The following is a 21,602-nucleotide window of genomic DNA, read 5'->3' as shown; positions in this document are numbered from 1 at the left end:
CAGAGCCAAGCTCATTGTTTTCACGGCCGCGTCTGGGCTGCGACTCTGCCTCGCCGCCTGAAAGCCGACCTACGCAGAGCGCCCGCGCCGCGGCCGGAATCGCCCAAGTCGGACACAGTTTGCGGCTGCGCAAAGAAAGACAGGCCGGTCGCCAGCGCGCCGATGACGCGTCGCGACGATTGCGGTAATTCTCGCATGGTTCCAACTCCGGTCAGGCTAAGCCGAGGATGGCTTAAGAACGCGCGAAGTGTGCGAAACGCCGCCTTCATTCCTGGAAGGCAAAGACCTTTTTCCAATCCTTCTTCATGTCGACCACGGTCCATTTGTTCACGGCCGCGGCGTCGAGCGCCTTGTCGAGTTTTCCAAAGTGGGAATCGCGGTCGTAGGCGTACTCGCGTTCAGCGTCGGTGTGGTGAACGATCAGGCCGAAGCGCACCCCGCCGGACATGGTCGTCCATTGCAGCATTTCGAGATCACCATCTGAATTGCCGAACGCAGCAATCGGCCGGCGGCCAATATGCTGATTGATGCCGATGGGCTTTCCGACCTTGTCATCGATGAAATTGATCTGCGGCAGACGGAAGATGACGGGCCTGCCATCGCGCATCTCGAACTGCGTCTTGATGGAGGAGCCGATGACCTGCTCGGGTGGGATTCCATAGACCCTGTCGGTCCACGGACGCATGAACTCCACACCACCGCCAGACGCGATGTAGGTCTTGAAGCCATTGGCCCTCAGATAGGCGAGCAACTCCAGCATTGGCTGGTAGACCAGCTCGGTATAGGGGCGCTTGAAACGTGGATGGCGCGCCGTGGCAAGCCAATCCGAAGCGACTTTCGCAAACTCTTCCGAGGTCATGCCGGCGTGGGTGGTGCCAACAAGCTGCATCAAGCCCTGCTCACCCGATGCCGCCAGCGCCCTCAAGTCGCCGTCGAGGACCGCCTTGAAGGGCTGTTTGGTCTTCCAGCCAGGGTTCTGCGGGGCGAGCGCCTTGACGCGATCGAGCACGAACGCAAGCTGAACATACATCGGTTGCTCGACCCACAGGGTCCCGTCGTTGTCGAACACCGCGATGCGTTCGGCGGGCGCGACGAAGTCGGGCCCGCCCTGGGTCGTGACGCGCCTGACGAAATCGGTGATCGATGCCTTGGTCGGACCGTCGTTCCAGGACGGAAGCTGCTCCGTCTGTGCGTTCGCCGGCGATGACAGAAGGCATAGGGGCGGGATGAGAGTTGGCAGAGCAGCCAGCGTGCCAAGCAGCACGCGGCGGCTGAGATGGACCCGGGAGTTGGTGGGCTTCATGTTGGTCTCCCGTCAACGCGTGAGAAATCCGCCTCAATACATGAAAGGCGCGTCCCAGGGGCCGAAGTCGAAGCTGGTCTGCATCATCGCGGCGGTCATCTGCCGCTCGTCGGCCAACCTCTGCTGGAACACCATGCTACGATACTGGGCGTAGGCTGCCTGGTTGCCGAAATAGACACATTGGCAGACGATCGGATCGGCGTAGACGTAGACAATCTGTGAGTTCTTGGTTTGCTGAACGAACTTGTTGGGCGGCAGCTTCTTCATCGCCGCGATGCGCTGCGGCGTGTTCGCGGGCTGTGGTGTGAAGCCGGCCGCCGATAGCAGGTCTTCCTTCTGCTGCACCACCTGTTGTGTGGACTGGCAGCCTGCCAGGGCCAGCCCGAACGCGATCGCAAATCCGGCTACGGCATATTTCGTCACGACGTCCTCCCATGATTACGGTCTGCACGCGCCAACTCGACCTGAACGCTTGCATTGCAGCCTCCCGGTCTTCTTTCCTGCCAGGCTCGGGCACAGAGCGAGCAGGCATTCACTTGCGTCGTTCGGCCCTCATGCTGAGCCGGGCCGCGTCAGTCTGTTGCGGTCCGGCTCGGCATCGAACTCAATCACCCGTAGGGGCCCCGAGTAGGTAGTCCTTTTGCAGTTGCCGACTCGTCGAAGGACGGAGCGACTGGCACTCTGCCCAGTAAGCGCTTTTGGGCTGCCGATTGACGGGATCGGCACAAATCCGGGCGAGCTCGGTCTGCCTGGCCTGCGGTGTCTGGCAGGCTGACAGGGCAATGCCAGCGAGGAGCGGCAGGCATATCAATCGAATGACGGTCATTGTCGTGCCTCCCTTTTGAAACCAGGTCTGGTGGGTATGATTGCCGAGCCACCAACGATCGCCTGGGTGCCGGCGAAACGGTCTCCGACCGGATTTCTGTCTCATCTGCGCTCGGCTGCGATGACCCAGGCATCCGCCCTTCCCGAAATTTTCCAAACTGCCTCAAGAGTGCCAATGGCAGACAGTCGTACGCACGAAGAGCGAGGGAAGCGGCCGCCCCATTCGGGACAGCCGCGTTGTCGTTTTGTGAGCGGTCAGTCGGACCGGCCTTTCGAGTTCTTGATCTGGTCCATGACCTGATCGAGATTGTAGCTCGCCGGGTCCTGCATCGGCGGGAAGTCCTTGTAGGACAACAGTTCCTTCATCCACAGCGCCTGGCCGATTGGCAGCATGTTCCAATCGTAGACATAGGCAGTCGAAGGTGAGCCGATCGTACCGCCCATGCCCATGAGCGTCTTGTATTGCGACCCGATCGAGGTCTCGAAGGGATCACGCTTGATATTGACGACCTGGGCCCAGTGGAAGGGCTGCACGCCCGAGATGAAGCCGGCCGGTGAGTCCGACACCATCGCGAAGTAGATCTTCCAGTTCTTGTAGCGCACCGCCGACGGGTCCTTCCCCGAATAGTAGAAGAACGTGTCGCGCGCCGATTTGTCCGACCGTCCGAGAAGATATTCGGTCTGGTCGAAGCCATCGAGCTTGGTCTTGACGATGCCGGGATAGTTGCCAGCCATAATCCGCTGGTTCAGCGCGTCGCCCTTGTCTCCGCCGGCGAGGTTGACGAGCGTGGGCAGCCAATCGAGCGCTGCGAAGATGTCATTCTTGATCGTGCCTGGCCGGATGCCACCGGCTGGCCAGCGGACGAGGAGCGGTGCGCGCATGCCGCCTTCCCAGGTGCTCAGCTTGCCGCCCTTGAAGGGCGTGGTGCCGCCGTCCGGGAAGGTGATCGTCTCAGCGCCATTATCGGTGGTGAAGACCACGATCGTATTATTGAGCTGGCCCATGTCCTCGAGCTTCTTCAGCACGACACCGATGTTGTCATCCATCTGCTTCATGCCGGCTTCGTTGAGGCCCCAGTCCTTGCCGCCGGGCTCGCCGATCATGGCCTCGTATTTCGGCGACAGAACGGTGGTGATGTGCATGCGCGCCGGGTTGTACCAGGCGAAGAACGGCTTGTTGGTCCGTCGGGGGTCGTTGCGCTCCAGGAAGTCGACGACCTTGGCGGAGATTTCCTCGTCCACGGTCTTCGAGCGTTCCAACGTCAGCGGACCTTCGTCCCGGCAGGTCTGATTGGCCGCCGTGCCGTTGGAGGATGTGCAGAACATCACGGGACGTGGCGGCGTCAGGCAAACCGAGGTTCGCGGATCCACCGCGCCGGGAACCGGGGGAAGACCCGGGATCGTCGTGTTGATGCATGGCGGAGCCACACTCTGCTGGGTCGGGCTCTTGTTGATGTCGGGGAAGCTCACGCCCTGCATCGCATCGAGGTGATACAGATAGCCCCAGAATTCCTGGAAACCGTGCGCGGTCGGCAATGCGTCGGTGTGGTCGCCGAGATGGTTCTTGCCGAACTCGCCGGTGTTGTAGCCGAGGTCGAGCAGGAACTTGGCCAGTGCCGGGGTTCCAGGCCGCAGATAGGACGGGCTGCCCGGCAGTTGGGGCGGGATCATCCCCGTCCGCAAGGGGTGCATGCCGGTGAAGAAGGCGTTGCGGCCGGCCGTGCAGCTCTGCTCGGCGTAGTAGTGCGTGAAGAGCGCGCCTTCCTGCCCGATCCGGTCGATATTGGGGGTCTCCCCGACCATCAGGCCGCGATGGTAGATGCTCGGCTGCATGATGCCGATGTCATCGCCCATGATGAACAGGATGTTCGGTCGCGCAGGCGCCTGAGCCGGCGCTGGCGCTTGTGCCGGGGCCTGCGCGACGGCCGGCGTCAACGCCGCCGCACAGATGAGCGCGGAGGCGCCCAGCAGAGCCGTTCGCGACGCGTCGCGCGCGCCGGCAAGCAGGCACTTCAGCCTGGATCGACTGTCCGTGGAGCCGGTGTTGCTCGTTTCAGCGAGAATTCCATGTTGCACGACATCTCCTCCTCTTTCAGCTCTCTGGACCTCCTCGCCGGACGCATCGGAAGCCGATATGGCTTGCCGAGGTGTCGACGAGTTGGGGGTGGCGAGCCGCCGGGCGGTAGCGGCGGCAGTAGTTGGGTGCGCACAGATGCGAGCCGCCCTTCAGGACCCTGCGCGGGATCCTGAGTTCCGGATGGCACGGGTCGTAGCTCTGGTCCTCGCGCCCGCCGCGCGGGTTTTCCGGGATGCAGCAGGCTTTCGGCGCATCGGCGGTGTGTCTTGGCGCATAAAAATCATTCGTCCATTCCCAGACATTGCCGATCATGTCGTGAAGGCCGTAGCCATTGGGCGGGAAGGCGGTGACCGGCGAGGTGCGCGTGAACCCGTCCTGCGCGAGGTTCTGCCGCGGGAAGTCGCCCTGCCAGGTGTTCGCCATGTGCCTGCCGCCGGGCGTGAACTCGGCGCCCCAGGCGAACTCCGCGCCGTCGAGGCCGCCGCGGGCCGCGAACTCCCATTCGGCCTCGGTCGGCAGGTCCTTGCCGGCCCAACGCGCATAGGCGAGCGCATCTGAAAAGGCGACGTGAACGACGGGATGGTTGTCGAGGCCGTGGATGCTGCTCTTCGGGCCGTAGGGATGCCGCCAGTCGGCTCCCTTCAAGTAAGCCCACCACTCGCCCCAGAAGCGCAGGTCAGCGGGATGGTCGGGCGGCGTGAAGACGAGCGAGCCCGCATGGAGCATGTGCGGCAGGGCGCCGGGGTAGTCCTTGGGATCGGGCGGGATCTCGGCGAAGGTAACGTGGCCTGTCGCGCGGACGAACTCCTTGAACTGGCGGTTTGTCACCGGTGTGCGGTCCATCCAGAAGGCGTCGACGGTGACGCGGTGGACCGGCGCCTCTTCGGGGTAGTGAGCGTCAGACCCCATGCGGAACGTGCCGCCCGGAATAAAGATCATGAGCGCCGGGAAGCCAGGTTCCCTGTCTCTTGCAGCAAGCGTTGGCGTCGCCTGCAATTGGACCTGCGCCATCGCGGCGGCCTCCGACATTCCGGCCTGGATGTTCGGCTAGCTGCGGTGTGACGGCTATCGGGGTTTGCCCGGAAACAACGGGAGCGCGACCCTGATTTGACGCAACGGTAGGAGACCCACGGCGATACGCAGGGGCTCTGCCACGACAAGTTGCATCCAATCAGGCGGCTCTCCCGCCGCCGCACGGCGCACGGTGCAGGCCATGAACCCCGATCACCTTGTCGGCATCAGTGAGCGCAACGGAATGGCGTATCTCGACAGCGTAACAGCTCAGGGTTTAACGTGGATTTTTACTTTATCTAATCTGCTCCGGAACGGTCTTCCCTTCATGTTCAACCAAAGGTGACCGCGATGGACGACCTCGTCGCGCACGAGCTTGAGGTGGCGCCCAAGGGTTTGACCCGGCGCCTCCGGCGGAGCGTCGCCGTAACCTTCGCCGTCGTGGTCGTGGCGGCTTGCGCCATTCTCGTCTCTATCCTTTTCTCGCGTGCGCTCAGCGAGCGACAGGCGATCCTCTACAGCGCCGACAGTGTTGCCTCCGCACTGTCTCTCGCCTTCGATCAGGAGGTTGCTGCCGTTCAATACCTGCTCAAGGGATTGTCGACATCGCCCGCACTTCGCTCCGGCGACATGAAGACCTTTTACGAGCAGCTCAAGGCGACACCGGTTCCGGACGGGTCCTGGCTGATCCTCAACGATCTCGAACGGCAACTCATCAATACGTTGCTGCCCTATGGCGATCCGTCGCTTCCAGCCCACACGGCCTTCCCGACCTCCCAGGAGGCGATTGCACGGATTCGCGATCGGGGTTGGTCCGTTTCCGGACGTCGGTTCGGAGTGGTCAAGCGAGCCGTCGTCATTGCGCTCAGTCTCAGGATCGACGGACCTGACGGCAAGATGAGCCACTGGCTCACAACCATCCTCTCCGATGTGAGGCTGAACGCGATCCTGCACGATCAAGCGGGTGACCCCTCGTGGACGAAAGCGCTTTACGATCGCAACCTTAAAATCATCATCGCGGAGCGAGGGGGACAAGCGGTAGCGGAACTGCCCGCATTGGCGGATTTGATCCCGCGCCTGGCCAATGCCGATCCGACAACCACAACGGTCGGACTGACCGAGGGTGTCGATGAAAGAGGTGTACCGGTCATTGTCGCATATCGCCGGTCCGGAGCAACCAATTGGACAACGGCCGTCGCGGTACCGCGTGCCGTCGTCAACGCTCCGTTGACCGCGGTGCTCTGGCAGATGGCGCTGCCGGTGACTCTCCTATTGCTTGCGGGCGGTGCCGCCGCACTATTCACGACCCGAAGGGTCGAGCAGCCGCTGAAGTTCCTCTCCAATCTCATCAGTGTAGCGGAGGGGCGGGTCACACAACTCTCGGATCAACTGCTCGCGGTGCAGGAGGACGAACGCCAGCGTATCGCGCGTGAACTCCACGACTCGACGGCGCAGCATATCGTCGCCGCAAATATCGGCCTGATGCACTTGGAGACCGAGATCCAGCAAAGCCCTTCAGCTCGAAAGGTCTTCGCCCAGGTCGAGAATCTTCTCGAACGCGCCCTCCTCGAGCTCCGGGTTTTCACATACCTCCTTCATCCTCCCAATCTGGCAAGCGATGGCCTCAAGCTCACGCTACAGGACTTCATCGAAGGGTTTGCCGAGAGGACCGGGCTGAGCGCTTCAGTCGGAATCTCACCTACGGTGAACGCGATCTCTCCTGAAATCCAACGGTCCATTTTGCGTGTCGTGCAGGAGGCGCTCTCCAACGTGCACCGGCATGCTGGGGCCACGCAGGTCATCGTCGGGATCAAGTTGGCGTCCGGCAGGCTGGTCATCCGGGTGCGCGACAACGGACGGGGCATGAAGGTCGCAGACAGTTCTGGGTCGCGCCCTCGACTGGGCGTTGGCATTTCAGGCATGCGGGCGCGGTTGCAGCAGTTCGGCGGCGACCTGAAGATTAAAACGGGTGCTCATGGGACGGCGCTGATCGCGTTTGTCCCGATGTCTGCTCATGCCATACCCCAAAACCGATCGGCCGCGTGACGCTCTGCGAGCGCCGTGCTTTTCAGGGTCTCACGCGCGAAGTTTCAGGGTTCTACGACAGCTGAGGCGCTTGTGTCGGCGGGAGGACCGGCGCACGCTCACCGTTGGCCAGTAACAGCCCTTTCCCGTGCGCTGCAATGAGGGGATCTACTGCTGATGCGGATCCTGATCGCCGATGACCACGACGTCGTCCGCTCCGGCGTGCGAGCCATCCTGGAAGGCCAGGCCGGATGGGAAGTGGTTGGGGAGGCCGAGGACGGTAAGGCGGCGATTGATCAGGCACTGGCTACTCATCCCGATGTCGTCGTGCTCGACTACAGTTTGCCAGTGCTGAATGGCATCGAGGTTACGCGTCAGATCCGGACCCGGGTGCCCGGCGCGGAGGTGCTGATCTTCACGATGCACGACACGGCCACTCTTGTGCGCGAGGTGCTGGAAGCCGGCGCCAAAGGGTTCCTGCTGAAGTCGGACGCCAAGAAATTTCTGATCGCGGCGGTTGAGAGCCTGGCCGCTCACAAGCCTTTCTTCACGGGCAAAGTCTCCGAAGCTCTCCTCGCCACCTATCTGTCATCAGGGAAATCATCAGACACCCTCCTGACCGCACGCGAGAAATCTGTCGTGCAACTCATCGCCGAGGGCCAAACGAACAAGAAAATCGCCGAAGTGCTCAGCGTCAGCCTCAAGACCGTCGAAACTCATCGGGCGACAGCGATGCGCAAGCTCAATGTCGATACGACCGCGGCCCTGATCCGTTACGCGATTCGCAACAAGCTGGTGGAGGCCTGACCGCAGTGTGATCCGAATGGCGACCAGGCCCAGGGCGCCGATGCCGAGACGCTGGAGGCGCTTGACCGCTCGCTTCATCGCCTGATCGACGAGGCTGTCGGGGCCGCCGGCTGCCCGGGCGCCGATTCCACGGTGGCCTCGTGATCAACCATGCCCGCTATTCGGTGACGGCGCGTCGCGCGCTTCTGAGCTCCCAGGGCGCACAGAGCCCGGCGCAATCTTCCCTGTCGATGTAGAAGACGATGTCCCGGCGGCCTAGGTCGAATCCGGAGGACTCTAGAACCGCAGGCTCAGCCCGACGACCGGTCCGTGCTGGAGCATGTCGAAGGCATAGCGCCGCCGTCCCTCTCCTTGCGAGTAGTCGACATAGAGCGCCCGGTAGCCGATGACGCCCGAATAGGTGACGCCGTTCTTCTCGGCGAAGTCGAAGCCATAGGCTGCGATGCCCTGCCACGAGAATTTGCTGCCGCCACCGCCGATGTCGCCGCGCAGGAAGAGTTCCTGACCGGGCGCGACGGCGACCCGCAGGCGCGCCCCGGCGAAGCCGTCGAGCCAGTCCACGGTGCCGGAGCGGGCGATCGCCACATTGCGCCCGAAGCTGAGATCGCCGATGTCGACCGTCGTGGCGAGATCGAACGACAGGTTGGCGCGCTGATACCAGTAGCGCGCGCCCGCCAGGACATCGAAGCTGACCGATCCGAAGCGCGCCACCTCATAGGCCGCCCCCGCTTCGATGATTCCCATCGAGACCTTGACGTCGGCGGCCGCGCCGACTGCGCCCACGATCCCGGGCGCGGCGCTGCGCGTCCTGGCGCCGCTGTGATCGACGCCGATCTTGGACCAGACGACATCGGCGAAGAGCGCAAATCGGCCGTTGCGCGCCTCCAGATCGCCCATCAGCGCGATCAGTGTTCCGCCCTCTCCGAGCGTGGCATCGACAATATCGATGAAGCTCGCATCGACCTTCACGGTTCGACCCTTCACGGTCTGGTTTCCGTTGAGCGCAGTGAGCCAGCCATAGGGCGTGAACCGGAAGGTCCATGCCGAGCTCGGAACGGGCTGCGAGAGCGGAGCCGGGGGCGGCAGATCGGCGGCGCCAGCCACACCGCCACCGAACAGCATCATCAGGCTGAGAAAGCAGAGCCTCGTCCTAATGAACGTCATTACGGTCCCCCAACCTCGCGTCCGCGCTCTTCTTGCAGCATCTGCTGGAGGCAACGCGCGATCAATCGCGAATTTGCGGTCGCCCCGACAGCAGCCACGCGTGTGACATATTTATTCATGCCGACACACTCCACCGCAGGCGGAAGCAGGCATCAGTCGCCTGCTCGAACTGGTCGGAAGGGCTTGATGGCGGTGGAGGAACAGGGCCTGCGCGAACGCCTCGTCGCGCTCAAACTTCAGCGCGATGAGCTGGCCAAGGACATCGCCGATCACTCCCGCCATCTGGCGTCGGACGATCCCGCGATCACGCCCGAGAAAAGTCGAGCGCCCGGGGGGCTCTGCTACGGGACAAGCTCAATCACGGTCCGGCCGAATTCCGGCAAGCCTTTGCCCGCCTTGTGCTGCGCGAGGCGTCCGTCAAAAATGGCGAGATCAGGATCAGCGGCTCAAAGGCTCTGCTGGCAAGAACCGCAGCGGATGGCCTCAAAACCACCCCACCGGCTTCTCTCTCTCTTTTGTTCGAGAATGGCGCGCCCGACACGATTCGAACGTGTGACCTTTGCCTTCGGAGGGCAACGCTCTATCCAGCTGAGCTACGGGCGCTAACCGTGAAGGCTGGATAGCCGATCCCCGCTGCTTCGGCAATGCGGGATTTTGCGAAGGAGCAAATGCCCGAAAAGGCAAAGGTCACACGGTCGAATCGTGTCGGGCGCGCCGGGAGGGTGGCTGGTGCCGGGACACGCTCCCTCGTCCAGCCGCCTTTGTTGGGCAAGACTCTCAGGAAGATCCGGCTTTGAAGACGGGGCCATTCCTGCACAACCGTCGCGATGAATACCTCACCTCGATCGCCATCGCTGATCGATGATGCCATCATGTTGTGCGCGAGCGCTCGCGGCCCAGGCGGCGCACAAGGGAGACACGAGCAGAGCGTCGCGTTTTGGGAATGGGGTGCTAAAGGCACGCCGCTGCGTCGAAGACGCACATCCGGCATGCGGCGGCGGACCCCGCCAATCTCGATTCCGGCCGTATGGTATCGCTGATGCCGTCCAGATGCCGGGAGCTTGCTCGTATGAACCGCCACGACACCATCCGGCTTGCGATGCTGCCGACGCCCTTCGAGCGGTTGCCGCGCCTTGCGAACGCGCTCGGCGGCAATGACCAGGCTCCGTCGATCTGGGTCAAGCGCGACGACTGCACCGGTTTCGCCGGAGGCGGAAACAAGGCCCGCAAGCTCGAATATTTGCTGGCCGATGCTCTGAAACACGGTGCCGACATGCTGGTGACCATGGGCGCGATTCAATCGAATCACGCGCGCCAGACCGCGGCGGCCGCCGCCCGGAACGGTCTCGACTGCCTGCTGCTGTTGACCGACTCTGTGGCAAACCGCGGCGAGGTCTATCGGACCAATGGAAACTGGCTGCTCGACAGAGTCTTCGGTGCGGAGATTCGCCTCCTCGCCGCGAGCGAGGATAGTTCCATGATCGCTATGGAGACGATGGCCGGCCTGACGGCACAAGGGCGGAAACCCTACTTCATCCCGGTTGGAGGTTCGAACGCGCTCGGAAGCTTGGCCTACCGCGACGCGCTTTTGGAGTTGGCGGCCCAAGCAAAGGATGAAGGCTGCCGCATCGACCGCATCGTCCTTCCGACGGGAAGTGGCGGCACGCACGCCGGCATCCTTGCCGGTGTGGAGCAGGCCGGGCTGCCCTGGCGTGTGCACGGCTTTAGCGTATCGCGCTCATCCGAGCAGGCGCAGGCGGTCGTGTCCGGACTGGTGAATGACATCTTTGGTCTGGAGGGCCGACAGAGAGGCGTGATCGCCGGTCTGGACGTCGACGATGCTCAGGTTGGGCCCGGATACGGCCAACCTACTTCTGCAATGATCGAGGCCGTCGAACTGGTCGCTCGGATGGAGGGGATCCTCCTCGATCCGGTCTATACCGGAAAGGCGATGGCCGGGCTTGTGTCGCTCGTCAGAAGCGGCGCGATCTCTCCGGACGAAACGGTCGTCTTCTGGCATACCGGTGGCGCGCCTGGTCTCTTCGCCTACCCGGAAACATTCCAGGGCTATAGCATCGAACCGAAAAGTGGAATCCACTTTTCGGAAAAATCCGATGCGATAACAAATAGATAGATCACCGTTATCGCGTCCGATAGGACGCGCGGCGATCTAGGTTCGGCGGCGGCACTGCCGGTCCCTCAATACTTGATTACACCGAAGCGCCGGAATGCATCGTGAATGCGGTCGGCGTAGTGGTTGAAGCTCGGATAGTCGCCGAGATGGGCCGGGCGCGGACGAGGCAATTCAATCGAAATCTCGTCGACGATCCGGCCCGGTGTCGGCGACATCACCAGCACGCGGTCGGAAAGCCCGATCGCTTCCTCGATCGAATGGGTGATGAAGACGACGGTCTTGGCCTGCTCCATCCAGAGCATTTCAAGATCGTGCCGGATCTGGGTGCGGGTGATGGCATCGAGCGCGCCGAAAGGCTCGTCCATCATCAGCACCGCCGGATTATGGATCAACGCGCGGGCGATCGAAACGCGCTGGCGCATGCCGCCCGAAAGCTGCTTGGGATAGCGGTCGGCCGCATGCGAGATGCCGAGCTTGGTGAAGAGGTCGAGCGCCCGCTCGCGCGCCGGTTCCAGCGGCAGGCCGCGGATTTCCGCCTGCAGCAGCACGTTTTCCATCGCCGTGCGGAATTCGAGCAGCAGATGGTCCTGGAAGACGATGCCGATCTCGGTGAGCGGGGAGGTCAGGACCTTGCCGTTGACCAGGAGTTCGCCCCGGCTGATCGGGATCAGCCCCGCCGCCATCAGCATGAAGGTGCTCTTGCCGCAGCCGGACGGGCCGATCAGGCTGACGAACTCGCCGCTGCGGATGTTCAGCGTCAGCCCGTCGACGGCGGTGAAGCTGCCGAAGGTCTTGATGATGCCGCGCCCCTCGATCGAGGCGGCGGCGTGGGCGGCTGCGGCGGTCATCGTGTTCTCATCCAAATTGGAGTCATCCCGGACGGAGCGAAGCGGAGATCCGGGATCCATGCCGGAACAATTGCCGGAAACGCTCAGGCATGGATCCCGGGTCTCCCTTCGGTCGCCCGGGATGACCGCCTCCCCGAGACTTATGGGCAGGCCGGCGCCGAGGCGGGCAGCAGTTCCGTCGTGTAGTAGTCGCTGATCGGCTTGTCCTTGGGCAGGCCGAGATACTGCGTCAGCAATTCGAAGCTCTTGGCCCAGTTCGCTTCCGGAACCTTGCCGAGGGCAGTCGCCCCTGGAGCGCAGAGTAGCTTGTTGACCACCTCGAACTGCGACAGCACCTGCGCCTTCTTCACCGACGGGAATTGCGCGACGACCGCGTCGGCTGCCGCATCGGGATTCTTGCGGGCCGCATCCCAGCCTTGCAGGCTCGCCTCGACGAACTTCCTGTAAAGCTCGGCGTCGGCCTTGATCCGGTCGTCGCGGGCGATGATCGAGAGCCCCACCGTCGGCACGCCGACATCGCGATAGAGCAGGTCGCGCACCTTGAAGCCGCGCTCGCGGATCTGGATCGAGTGGAAGTCGGCGCCGCCGAGGATGGCGTCGACCTTCTTCTCAAGCAGCGCGCCGACGAAGGCACCGGGATCGATGTTGATGATGTCGACCTTGCTCTTGTCGATCTGGTTGCTGGAGAGGATGGCATCGAGCAGGGTGGTCTGCGCCGTGCCGGGCTGCACCGCGACCTTCTTGCCGACGAGGTCCTTCGGCGAGGCGATGCCCGATTCTTCAAGCGCGATGATGGCGAAGCCGTTGGTCTGTAGCACCGGCGCGATGATCTTCACCGGCGCGCCCTTGGTGCGCAGTTGCATGGCGGCCGGAGCATCGGCGAAGCCGATATCGGTCTGGCCGGTCGCGACCATCTGGGCGGTGGTGCCGGAGCCCTTGCCTTCCTCGATGGTCAGGTTGATCCCCGCCTTCTCGTAGAGCCCCATCTGCTTGGCCAGCATGAAGCCGGCATTGGGGGCGGCGGCGAGGAAGTTGAGCGTGATCTTCATCGGTTTGCCGGCGCCCTGCGCCAGTGCGCCGGAGGCGCTGAGGGCAAGGGCCGCGGCGGCGGTGATCAGCATGCGTCTGTTCATCTGAAATCCTCCCTTGAACCGGTTCATCCGGCTTTTTGTGCAGTGATCGGTTAGCCTTTGCGTTGCCACGGCATCAGCAGAACCTCGAGGCCGTCGACGATGTAGCTGAACAGGATGCCGACGACGCTCAGCGCGACGAGGCAGGCGAAAATTAGAGGCATGTCGAGAAAGCTCGTGCCGCGCAGCAGCAGATAGCCGAGCCCCGCATTGGCGCCGACGAACTCGCCGACGATGGCGCCCGTCGCGGCGAAGACAGCGGAGACCTTCAGCCCCGAGAAGATGTAGGTCAGCGCGGCCGGCACCCGCACATAGCGGAAGGTCTGCCAGGCCGAGGCCCCCATCGAGCGGGTGAGATAGAGCACGCGCTCGTCGAGTGCGCGGAAGCCGGTCATGCTCGCGACCAGCGTCGGAAAGAAGCAGAGCAGGAAGGTGAGCAGCACCTTCGGGAACAGGCCGAAACCGAACCAGACGACGAAGAGCGGCGCGATCGCGATCTTCGGCACGAGCTGGAAGAAGACGATGACCGGATAGATCGCCTTCTCCAGGATCTTCACCGAGACGATGATGTAGCCGAGCGGGATCGAGATCGCCGCCGCCATCAGGAAGCCGAGCACGATCTCGTTGGCGGTGACCAGCGTGTGCTGGGCGATGAGCGCGCGGTCGGTCCAGAGCCGCTCGAAGAAGGCGCTCGGCACCGGCAGAATGTATTCGGGAATGTGCGCGAGTGGCACCAGCCACTCCCAGGCCGCGAGCAGCACGGTGAAGCTCATCAGCGGCCAGGCGATGGCGGAGCCCCAGTCGCGCAACCTGCCCTGTTCCGTCGCGGCTGCCGGCAGAATCGGCGTGGTGGCACCGTCGCTCATGCCGATGCTCCTGCTTCCTGGATTTCGCCGGCTGGCGTCGGCGGCGCGGCTTTCGACGGCTGGATCTGCCGCCGGCGCAGCGGCCAGATCTCGGCCATCTCGATGGCGGCGCGCCGCAGCGCCTCCGCAATGGCCGGGCGGCGCTCCGCGAGCATGCGGGGCAGCGGGCCGGCGACGCTCAATGTTCCGGCGACGGGCGCGGCAGGGTCCAGACCGGCGCGGAAGGTCGTCGCCATGGCGACGATACCGATCTCGCCTTCCTCCACGGCCTCGGCGAAGCCGCGCCGGCGGGTTTCGCCGAGATGGGCGCGAAGGGTGTCGACATCCGTGAGCGCGTTCGGTCCGACGCGGTTCTCGGCCTCGAAGCCGCGAGCGAAGACGATGCGCAGCGCTTCCGTCTCCGGCAGCGAGGCGAGCCAGGCCTTGCCGGTTGCGGTCGCATGCAGGACGGGGCCGGCGCCCATGGGCGGCTCGTAGCGCAGCCCGGCCGTCGCGCCCTGCGCGCGGGCGATCCAGACGAGATCGTCGCCCTCGACCACCGCGAGCCTGCAATATTCTCGCGTTGCCGCCGCGAGCCTGTCGAGCACGATCTGCCCCGCATCTGGCAGGCCGCGGCTGTCGAGGTCGCGGAAGGCGAGCTGGGAGAGCTTGAGCGTCAGGCCGTAGGCGCCGGAATGAGGATCCTGCGTGACGAAACCCCGTTCGGCCAGCGTCGCCAGCAGGCGGTGCGTCGCGCTGAATGGCAGGTCGAGCCGCTCGGCGAGCAGGCTGAGATCGACGCCGTCCGGCTCTCCGGCCAGCGCCTCCATCAGCTTCAACGCGCGCTCGACGGCTGCGATCGTCACCTGTCCTCCCTTTGAAATATTTTTGGAAATGATTTCCAATTCGGAATTCGTTTCCGTATAAGGGCGGAGCGAGGCCGAGTCAACGCACCTCGCGAGCGAGGCCGGGAGGGTGCATGAGTCTGGCGGGTGAGGGGGCGGTTGCGATCTGGCACGACATCGCGCCGGAAGGGCGCGCGGAGTTCTACGCCTGGCACGGCGAGGAGCATATGCCGGAACGAGTCGGGATTCCCGGCTTCATGCGCGGGCGCCGCTATGTCGCGATTGAGGCCGACCTGGAGTTCTTCAACCTCTATGAGGCGCTCAGCGTCGAGACGCTGAAGGGGCAGGACTATGCGGCGCGCGTCAATGCGCCGACGCCCTGGACGCTACAGGCGGTGAAGCATTTCCGTTCTGTCGCGCGCTCGATCTGCCGAGTCAGCCACAGCGTCGGCCCCGCCCAGGGAGGGCTGATCGCGACGTTGCGCTACAACGTGCCGGAAGGGCAGGAGCAGGCTCATCGCGCCGCTCTCACACGCCTATTCATTCCGGGTCTGCTGGACAAGCCCGGTGTCGCCGGCGTTCATCTCCTCGTCGCCGATGCCGAGGCGAGCGGCGTCGCCACCGCCGAGCAGAAGGCGCGTGGCGTCGCCAATGCCGTGCCGCGCTGGGTGCTGCTGCTCGAAAGTTGGGGTGATGAGGCTGATTTCGTCGCGCTGGCGAAGCAGGAATTGTCGCGCGGTGCGCTCGACGCGATCGGCGGTGAGGGGCCTTATTCGCTCGGCCTTTATCGCCATCAGATCACCCGAACCAAGACCGCCTGGAGCGCGGGCTGATGGATGCCCGCTACAATCTCGCCGGCCGCACGGCCATCGTCACCGGCGGCGGGGGCGGGCTCGGCCGCGGCATCGCAGAGGCGCTGCGGAATGCCGGCGCAGCCGTTGAGCTCTGGGACGCCGATCCGAAGAGGCTGCAGGCGGTGGCTGCCGAACTCGGCGTTGGAGCAAGGCAGGTCGACATCACTGATGCCACCATGGTCGATGCCGCCGCTTCAGCCGCCCTCGTCGCGCATGGTCGCATCGACATTCTCGTCAATAATGCCGGCATCCTCGGCGAGGTGAAGCCGATCTGGGAGACGGACCCGCAGAATTTCGAAGCGGTGCTCCGGGTCAATCTGTTCGGCACCTATCTCGTCAGTCGCGCGCTCATTGGCCGTATGCGGACGCAAGACCCGCGTGCCGGCATCGGTGGCCATCCGCTGCGTGGCCATGTCGTCAACATCGCCTCGATTCAGGGGAAGGAAGGCATGGCGCTGGCCGCCGCCTATTCGGCCTCCAAGGCAGGCGTCATCGCCCTGACCAAGAGCGCGGCCAAGGAGACGGCGCGAGACGGCGTGATCGTCACCGCCGTCACCCCGGCCGCGGCCGAGACAGCGATGGCTCGGGAGATCTCGGCGGAGCGCCGTGCCGACATCCTCTCCCGTATCCCGATGGGCCGCTTCGTCGAGGTGGAGGAGGTCGCGCGGATGGTGCTCTGGCTCGCCTCGGACGAATGCTCCTTTTCGACCGGCGGCATCTTCGACCTGTCGGGTGCCCGAGCGACTTACTGAACGAGGGCGCGCACGCTCGCCGTAGAAGGTCCCATTGTTGCGGGCGACTCCGCGCAAGCTCTCCAGCGGTTTCTGCACCCTCATGACCGGTGCTTCGGAGGCTACCAAGCCGTTGCTTCGCGCGGATTGCGATCGTGCTGACCGGAGTGGCGCGGGCGTGCCGATAGGAATTGCGGTCGCAATTCGAGGGCGACGGGGGCGCGCAAGTTATTGCGGGTAAATCTAGATTTCCTCAAGCCGGATGCGGAAATTGTCGCCTCATGAGCCAGCCGCGAAGAACGTCAGCCGGCTGAAGAGCGTGTAGTGCGACTCGAAGACCATGATCCCGACGAAGACGATGAGCGCCAGCGGCGGGGTGAGGATCGCATAGGTCAACGCCAGCCGCTCCCAGGCCATATGCATGAAGACTGCGACGATCAAGCCCGCTTTCAACATCATGAAGAGCAGGATCAGCGACCAGCGCAGGTAGCCGACCAGGCCGAAATAATCGACCAGATAGGAGCAGGTGCTGAGGATGAACAGCCAGACCCAGACCACGAGGTAGAGCTTGATCGGGTGCTGTTGCGCATCGTTATGAGCGGCTGGCTGTGCCATGTCGTCACCTCACCAGAGATAGAACAGCGCGAAGATGAAAACCCAGACGAGATCGACGAAGTGCCAGTAGAGGCCGGTGATCTCGACGATCTCGTAGCGCCCCTTTCGGCTCGTGAAGAAGCCGCGCCGCCCCTGGTCGAAATCACCGCGCCAGACCTTGCGAGCGATGATGATCAGGAAGATCACGCCGATCGTGACATGCGTGCCGTGGAAGCCGGTGATCATGAAGAAGCTGGAGCCGAACTGCTCTGCACCCCAGGGGTTCCCCCATGGGCGGACGCCCTCCGCGATCAGCTTCGACCATTCGAAGGCCTGCATGCCGACGAAGGTCGCGCCGAGCACGGCGGTCGCGAGCATCAGGAGCGCCGTTTTCCTGCGGTCGCGCCGATAGCCGAAATTGACCGCCATCGCCATCGTGCCGCTGCTGCTGATTAGGACGAAGGTCATGATCGCGATCAGGATCAACGGGAGGTGGTGGCCGCCAATCTCGAGCGCGAAGACCTCGCTCGGATTGGGCCAGGGCACCACCGTCGACGCCCTGACCGTCATGTAGGAAATCAGGAAGGTGCCGAAGATGAAGGTGTCGCTGAGGAGGAAGATCCACATCATGGCCTTCCCCCAGGAGACATTCTTGAAGGCCTGCTGATCGGACGACCAATCGGCCACGATCCCGCGCCAGCCGGCGGGGCGGGCGATGTCTGCAGTCACGGCAGTCGGCGCAATCTCATTCATAGGCCCCTCCTCGTCGGGAGTGCTAGCTCAGCAATCCCCGGCAGATCTCGATCAGGTCGTCCGTCCAGCGCATCAGCAGGCTGAACAGGACCAGCCAGACCAGCAGCAGGAAATGCCAGTAGATGGCGCAGAGCTCGACGCTGAGGGTGAGCTCGCGCGGGACCTTCGGAGCGAGGTCCCTCGGTGCAGCGAACGCTCTGGCAGAGGTTCGGCCAAGCGCGACGAGCCCGCCGAGCAGATGGGCGCCGTGAATGGCCGTGACCAGGTAGAAGAAGGCGCTGGCGGGATTGGCCGCGGTGAAATAGCCGGAGACGGCAAGCTCGCGCCATGCCAGCGCCTGAGCGGAGAGGAAGGCGAGCGAGCAGACGCCGGCGGCGAGAAGGCTGGAGCGCAGCGCGCCGCTTTCGTCGCAACGCGCGGCGATCACCGCCATATGCAGGGCAATGCTCGCCAGGATCAGCAGCCCGGTGCTGAACCAGAGCACGGCCGGCATCGGCAGCACCCGCCAATCCGCCATGCTCATGCGCATCGAATAGGCGCTGATCAGAAGCGCGAAGAGCGAGCTGGCGACGACGAGGAAGGTGCCGAGGCCGAGCTTCGCCGTTGTGGGCGAGGTCGGCTCGGCGACGTCGCCGATCACGCCGACTTCGAGCCAGGGCTTTGCGGTCAGGCGTTGGCGCGAGAGCCACCAGCCGGCGAAGGCTGCCACGATGACGATGAAGCTGAGGACCACGGCCATGGCGGCATCTCCTCAGGTGGTCCGCGGATCCGGCGGCTGGTTCTGCGGCAGGAAATCCTCGGCCGCACCGGGCACGCTGTAGTCATAGGCCCAGCGATAGACCACGGGCAGGGTCTTGCCCCAGTTGCCATGGGCGGGCGGCGTCTGCGGCGTCTGCCATTCCAGCGTGGTCGCGCGCCAGGGATTGCCGCCGGCCGGCCGGCCTCGGCTGAGGCTCCAGATCAGATTGAACACGAAGACGAGCTGGGTGGCGCCGACAATCAGCGCGACGACGGTGATGAATTCGTTCAGCGTCGCCGCCGACGGCGGAACGAAGGTCATCGCGCCGATCTCGTGATAGCGGCGCGGCACACCCATCAATCCGATGTAGTGCATCGGGAAGAAGATCAGATAGGCCCCGAGGAAGGTGATCCAGAAATGGAGCTTCCCGAGCCGATCGTCGAGCATGCGCCCGGTGACCTTCGGATACCAATGGTAGATCGCGCCGAAGATCACGAGGATCGGCGCGACGCCCATCACCATGTGGAAATGCGCCACCACGAACATCGTGTCGGAGAGCGGCACGTCGACGACGACATTGCCGAGGAACAGGCCGGTGAGCCCGCCATTCACGAAGGTGACGATGAAGCCGAGCGCGAACAGCATCGGCACGGTGAAGTGGATGTCTCCCCGCCAGAGCGTCAGCACCCAGTTATAGACCTTGATCGCGGTGGGGATGGCGATGATCAGCGTCGTGGTGGCGAAGAAGAACCCGAAGGCGGGGTGCATGCCGCTGACATACATGTGGTGCGCCCAGACGACGAAGCTGAGCGCGCCGATCGCGATGAGCGCCCACACCATCATGCGGTAACCGAAGATGTTCTTGCGCGCATGGGTGCTGATCAGATCGGAGACGATGCCGAAGGCCGGCAGCGCCACGATGTAGACCTCGGGGTGCCCGAAGAACCAGAACAGGTGCTGGAACAGGATCGGGCTGCCGCCCTTGTAGGCGAGCTGCTCGCCCATCGCGACGATGGCCGGCATGAAGAAGCTCGTGCCGATCAGCCGGTCGAGCAGCATCATCACGGCGCCGACGAAGAGCGCGGGAAAGGCGAGCAGTGCCATGACGGTCGCCGTGAAGATGCCCCAGATCGTCAAGGGCATGCGCATCATCGTCATGCCCCTGGCGCGCCCTTGCAGCACAGTCACGACATAGTTCAGCCCGCCCATGGTGAAGCCGATGATGAAGAGGATCAGCGAGACGAGCATCACGATGATGCCCCATTGCTGGCCGGGCGTGTTGGCGAGGATCGCCTGCGGCGGGTAGAGGGTCCACCCCGCCCCCGTCGGTCCGCCCGGCAGGAAGAAGCCGATGAGGAGCACCAGTACGGCGAGGAAATAGATCCAGAAGCTCAGCATGTTCACATAGGGGAACACCATGTCCCGCGCGCCGAGCATCAGCGGGATGAGGTAGTTGCCGAAGCCGCCAAGGAACAAGGCGGTCAGCAGATAGACCACCATAATCATCCCGTGCATGGTGATGAACTGGTAGTAGCGATCCGGGTCGATGAAGGGGAGCGCGCCGGGGAAGCCGAGCTGCAGCCGCATCAGCCATGACAGGACCAGCGCGACCAGCCCGATCGCCAGCGCCACGGTCGAATACTGAATGGCGATGATCTTGGCGTCCTGAGAGAAGACGTATTTCGTGACCCAGCTCCGCGGGTGATAGAGCTCGACATCGTCGATCTCTGCCGCCGGCAGCGGTTCGGGGACGCCGTGCATGACATCGACCATCGGGTCGTCTCCCACGCTTCGCAGGACGAAATCCCCGTTCGGAGGCTCGCCCCGCTATTCCATCCCTAGTTCTTCGCCTGCGTCCTCGTTGGCCCTTGGAGTTGGGCGAAGGTTTTCTGCTGCTGCAGCCAGGCCTGGTACTGGCTCTCCGGCTCGACCACGACATTGCCGCGCATGAAGGTGTGGCCGGTGCCGCAGAGCTCGGCGCAGAGCACGTCGAAGGTGCCGGCCCGCGTCGGCGTGAACCAGTAATAGGTGACGCTGCCGGGGATCATGTCCATCTTGGCGCGGAACTCCGGCACGTAGAAATCGTGCACGACATCGACCGCGCGCAGCAGCATCTTCACCGGCTTGCCGAGCTGGAGATGGAGGTTGTCCCCCTGAATCACGAGGTCGTCCTGCCCGTGCGGGTCTTTCGGGTCGACACCCAGCGGGTTCTCCGGGGTGATCTGGGCGACATCGGCGGCGCCGAGCTTGCCGTCCGCGCCGGGCAGCCGATAGGCCCATTGCCATTGCTGGCCGATGACCTCGACGACGGTCGCGTCCTTCGGCACCGTGACGAAGCGGTGCCAGACGACGAGCCCGGGTGCGAGCATGGCCGCGACGCCGATCCCCGTGCCGATTGCGAGCCACCATTCCAGCCGCTTGTTTTCCGGCTCATAGGCGGCGCGGCTGCCCTCGCGGTGGCGGAACCGGAAGACGCAATAGGCCATGAACAGCACGACCGCCGTGAAGACGAAGCCGGTGATCCAGAACGTGATGATGATGGTGTCGTCGATATAGCCCCAGTTGGAGGCGATCGGTGTCCACCACCACGGACTCAGGAAGTGGAAAACCACCGAGCCGATGACGACCAGAGCCAGGACGATCGCGATACCCATCCCTTTTCATCCTTGCCAGGGGTGGCGATGAACAGGAGCAAGGCAGCGCCGCGGCGCAGGCAATACGTCGCGGCGCTAGGCAAACAAACGCATCTTCGACATCAGAACCACATTGTAGCTCGAAGCCGAACGAACCCTCTGCTTAAAGCGAACGAGACCGATGGGATCGGAGGTGGGGCAAGACAGCAGCCGAACGGGAACTCCGCCAAGCGCGGTGGAAGGCCTCGCCTTTTGCATCCTGCTCGTCATCGCCGAATCCTCGG

Annotated in this window: 19 protein-coding genes and 1 tRNA gene; 5 read left to right on the top strand and 15 right to left on the bottom strand. The window is 63.8% G+C overall.

What is annotated here, in order from left to right; genetic code table 11:
• Positions 1 to 265: 265 nt before the first annotated feature.
• The 4 genes from FQV39_RS17970 to FQV39_RS17955 form a co-directional block, all read right to left on the bottom strand.
• Positions 266 to 1,303: an HAD family hydrolase gene (locus FQV39_RS17970; protein WP_149131530.1), complete on the bottom strand. Its 1,038-nt coding sequence runs from the start codon at positions 1,301 to 1,303 to the stop codon at positions 266 to 268.
• A 33-nt stretch (positions 1,304 to 1,336) separates the two neighbouring features.
• Positions 1,337 to 1,726 (bottom strand): hypothetical protein, encoded by a 390-nt coding sequence (locus tag FQV39_RS17965; RefSeq protein WP_248313059.1) that lies wholly within the window; start codon positions 1,724 to 1,726, stop codon positions 1,337 to 1,339.
• Between the two features lie 657 nt (positions 1,727 to 2,383).
• Positions 2,384 to 4,063, bottom strand: a complete 1,680-nt coding sequence (locus FQV39_RS17960) for an arylsulfatase (RefSeq protein WP_282570341.1) — start codon at positions 4,061 to 4,063, stop codon at positions 2,384 to 2,386.
• Between the two features lie 157 nt (positions 4,064 to 4,220).
• A complete protein-coding gene (locus tag FQV39_RS17955; RefSeq protein ID WP_149133911.1) occupies positions 4,221 to 5,144 on the bottom strand; it encodes a formylglycine-generating enzyme family protein in 924 nt (307 codons plus the stop codon).
• 423 nt (positions 5,145 to 5,567) lie between these two features.
• Between FQV39_RS17955 and FQV39_RS17950 the strand changes: the two genes are divergently transcribed.
• Both FQV39_RS17950 and FQV39_RS17945 read left to right on the top strand, forming a co-directional pair.
• Complete coding sequence (locus tag FQV39_RS17950; RefSeq protein WP_149131529.1) at positions 5,568 to 7,262, top strand: histidine kinase; 1,695 nt, start codon at positions 5,568 to 5,570, stop codon at positions 7,260 to 7,262.
• 153 nt (positions 7,263 to 7,415) lie between these two features.
• Entirely contained in the window at positions 7,416 to 8,048 is a 633-nt protein-coding gene (locus tag FQV39_RS17945) for a response regulator (protein ID WP_210251244.1), read from the top strand.
• A gap of 276 nt (positions 8,049 to 8,324) precedes the next feature.
• Here FQV39_RS17945 and FQV39_RS17940 read toward each other — a convergent pair whose 3' ends face one another.
• Both FQV39_RS17940 and FQV39_RS17935 read right to left on the bottom strand, forming a co-directional pair.
• A complete protein-coding gene (locus FQV39_RS17940; protein WP_149131527.1) occupies positions 8,325 to 9,212 on the bottom strand; it encodes a hypothetical protein in 888 nt (295 codons plus the stop codon).
• 526 nt (positions 9,213 to 9,738) lie between these two features.
• Positions 9,739 to 9,815, bottom strand: a tRNA-Arg gene (locus FQV39_RS17935).
• A 466-nt stretch (positions 9,816 to 10,281) separates the two neighbouring features.
• Between FQV39_RS17935 and FQV39_RS17930 the strand changes: the two genes are divergently transcribed.
• A complete protein-coding gene (locus FQV39_RS17930) occupies positions 10,282 to 11,346 on the top strand; it encodes a D-cysteine desulfhydrase family protein (RefSeq protein WP_149131526.1) in 1,065 nt (354 codons plus the stop codon).
• 65 nt (positions 11,347 to 11,411) lie between these two features.
• Here the strand turns inward: FQV39_RS17930 and FQV39_RS17925 are convergent, their stop codons facing one another.
• The 4 genes from FQV39_RS17925 to FQV39_RS17910 all read right to left on the bottom strand — a co-directional run bounded on the left by FQV39_RS17925 (position 11,412) and on the right by FQV39_RS17910 (position 15,035).
• Entirely contained in the window at positions 11,412 to 12,194 is a 783-nt protein-coding gene (locus FQV39_RS17925) for an ABC transporter ATP-binding protein (protein WP_149131525.1), read from the bottom strand.
• A 140-nt stretch (positions 12,195 to 12,334) separates the two neighbouring features.
• Positions 12,335 to 13,327 (bottom strand): ABC transporter substrate-binding protein, encoded by a 993-nt coding sequence (locus FQV39_RS17920; RefSeq protein ID WP_187639974.1) that lies wholly within the window; start codon positions 13,325 to 13,327, stop codon positions 12,335 to 12,337.
• Positions 13,328 to 13,377: 50 nt separating this feature from the next.
• Positions 13,378 to 14,190 (bottom strand): ABC transporter permease, encoded by an 813-nt coding sequence (locus FQV39_RS17915; protein ID WP_149131523.1) that lies wholly within the window; start codon positions 14,188 to 14,190, stop codon positions 13,378 to 13,380.
• Positions 14,187 to 15,035: an IclR family transcriptional regulator gene (locus FQV39_RS17910; RefSeq protein WP_149131522.1), complete on the bottom strand. Its 849-nt coding sequence runs from the start codon at positions 15,033 to 15,035 to the stop codon at positions 14,187 to 14,189. Before FQV39_RS17910 ends, FQV39_RS17915 begins: the two co-directional genes overlap by 4 nt.
• Positions 15,036 to 15,148: 113 nt before the next feature.
• Here FQV39_RS17910 and FQV39_RS17905 point away from each other — a divergent pair, with 113 nt between their 5' ends.
• Together FQV39_RS17905 and FQV39_RS17900 are read left to right on the top strand one after the other, a co-directional pair.
• Positions 15,149 to 15,847: a hypothetical protein gene (locus tag FQV39_RS17905; protein WP_149131521.1), complete on the top strand. Its 699-nt coding sequence runs from the start codon at positions 15,149 to 15,151 to the stop codon at positions 15,845 to 15,847.
• Positions 15,847 to 16,620 carry an SDR family NAD(P)-dependent oxidoreductase gene (locus FQV39_RS17900; protein WP_149131520.1) on the top strand — a complete coding sequence of 258 codons (774 nt, stop codon included), beginning with the start codon at positions 15,847 to 15,849 and terminating at the stop codon, positions 16,618 to 16,620. The genes FQV39_RS17905 and FQV39_RS17900 overlap by 1 nt, the downstream gene beginning before the upstream one ends.
• Positions 16,621 to 16,878: 258 nt before the next feature.
• On the opposite strand, the gene FQV39_RS17895 is transcribed toward FQV39_RS17900, so the two are convergent.
• The 5 genes from FQV39_RS17895 to FQV39_RS17875 all read right to left on the bottom strand — a co-directional run bounded on the left by FQV39_RS17895 (position 16,879) and on the right by FQV39_RS17875 (position 21,339).
• Complete coding sequence (locus FQV39_RS17895; protein ID WP_149131519.1) at positions 16,879 to 17,214, bottom strand: cytochrome C oxidase subunit IV family protein; 336 nt, start codon at positions 17,212 to 17,214, stop codon at positions 16,879 to 16,881.
• A 9-nt stretch (positions 17,215 to 17,223) separates the two neighbouring features.
• Positions 17,224 to 17,946, bottom strand: a complete 723-nt coding sequence (locus FQV39_RS17890) for a heme-copper oxidase subunit III family protein (RefSeq protein ID WP_149131518.1) — start codon at positions 17,944 to 17,946, stop codon at positions 17,224 to 17,226.
• Positions 17,947 to 17,968: 22 nt separating this feature from the next.
• A complete protein-coding gene (locus FQV39_RS17885; protein WP_149131517.1) occupies positions 17,969 to 18,685 on the bottom strand; it encodes a cytochrome c oxidase subunit 3 in 717 nt (238 codons plus the stop codon).
• 12 nt (positions 18,686 to 18,697) lie between these two features.
• Positions 18,698 to 20,458, bottom strand: coding sequence for a cbb3-type cytochrome c oxidase subunit I (locus FQV39_RS17880; protein ID WP_149131516.1), 1,761 nt, complete (start codon positions 20,456 to 20,458; stop codon positions 18,698 to 18,700).
• A 65-nt stretch (positions 20,459 to 20,523) separates the two neighbouring features.
• Complete coding sequence (locus tag FQV39_RS17875) at positions 20,524 to 21,339, bottom strand: cytochrome c oxidase subunit II (protein WP_149131515.1); 816 nt, start codon at positions 21,337 to 21,339, stop codon at positions 20,524 to 20,526.
• Positions 21,340 to 21,602 lie beyond the last annotated feature (263 nt).

Origin of the sequence: Bosea sp. F3-2 (assembly GCF_008253865.1) — a bacterium.
GTDB lineage: Bacteria > Pseudomonadota > Alphaproteobacteria > Rhizobiales > Beijerinckiaceae > Allobosea.
Note: the sequence above shows the minus strand (reverse complement) of the source record. Positions and strands in the feature narration are given on the sequence as shown.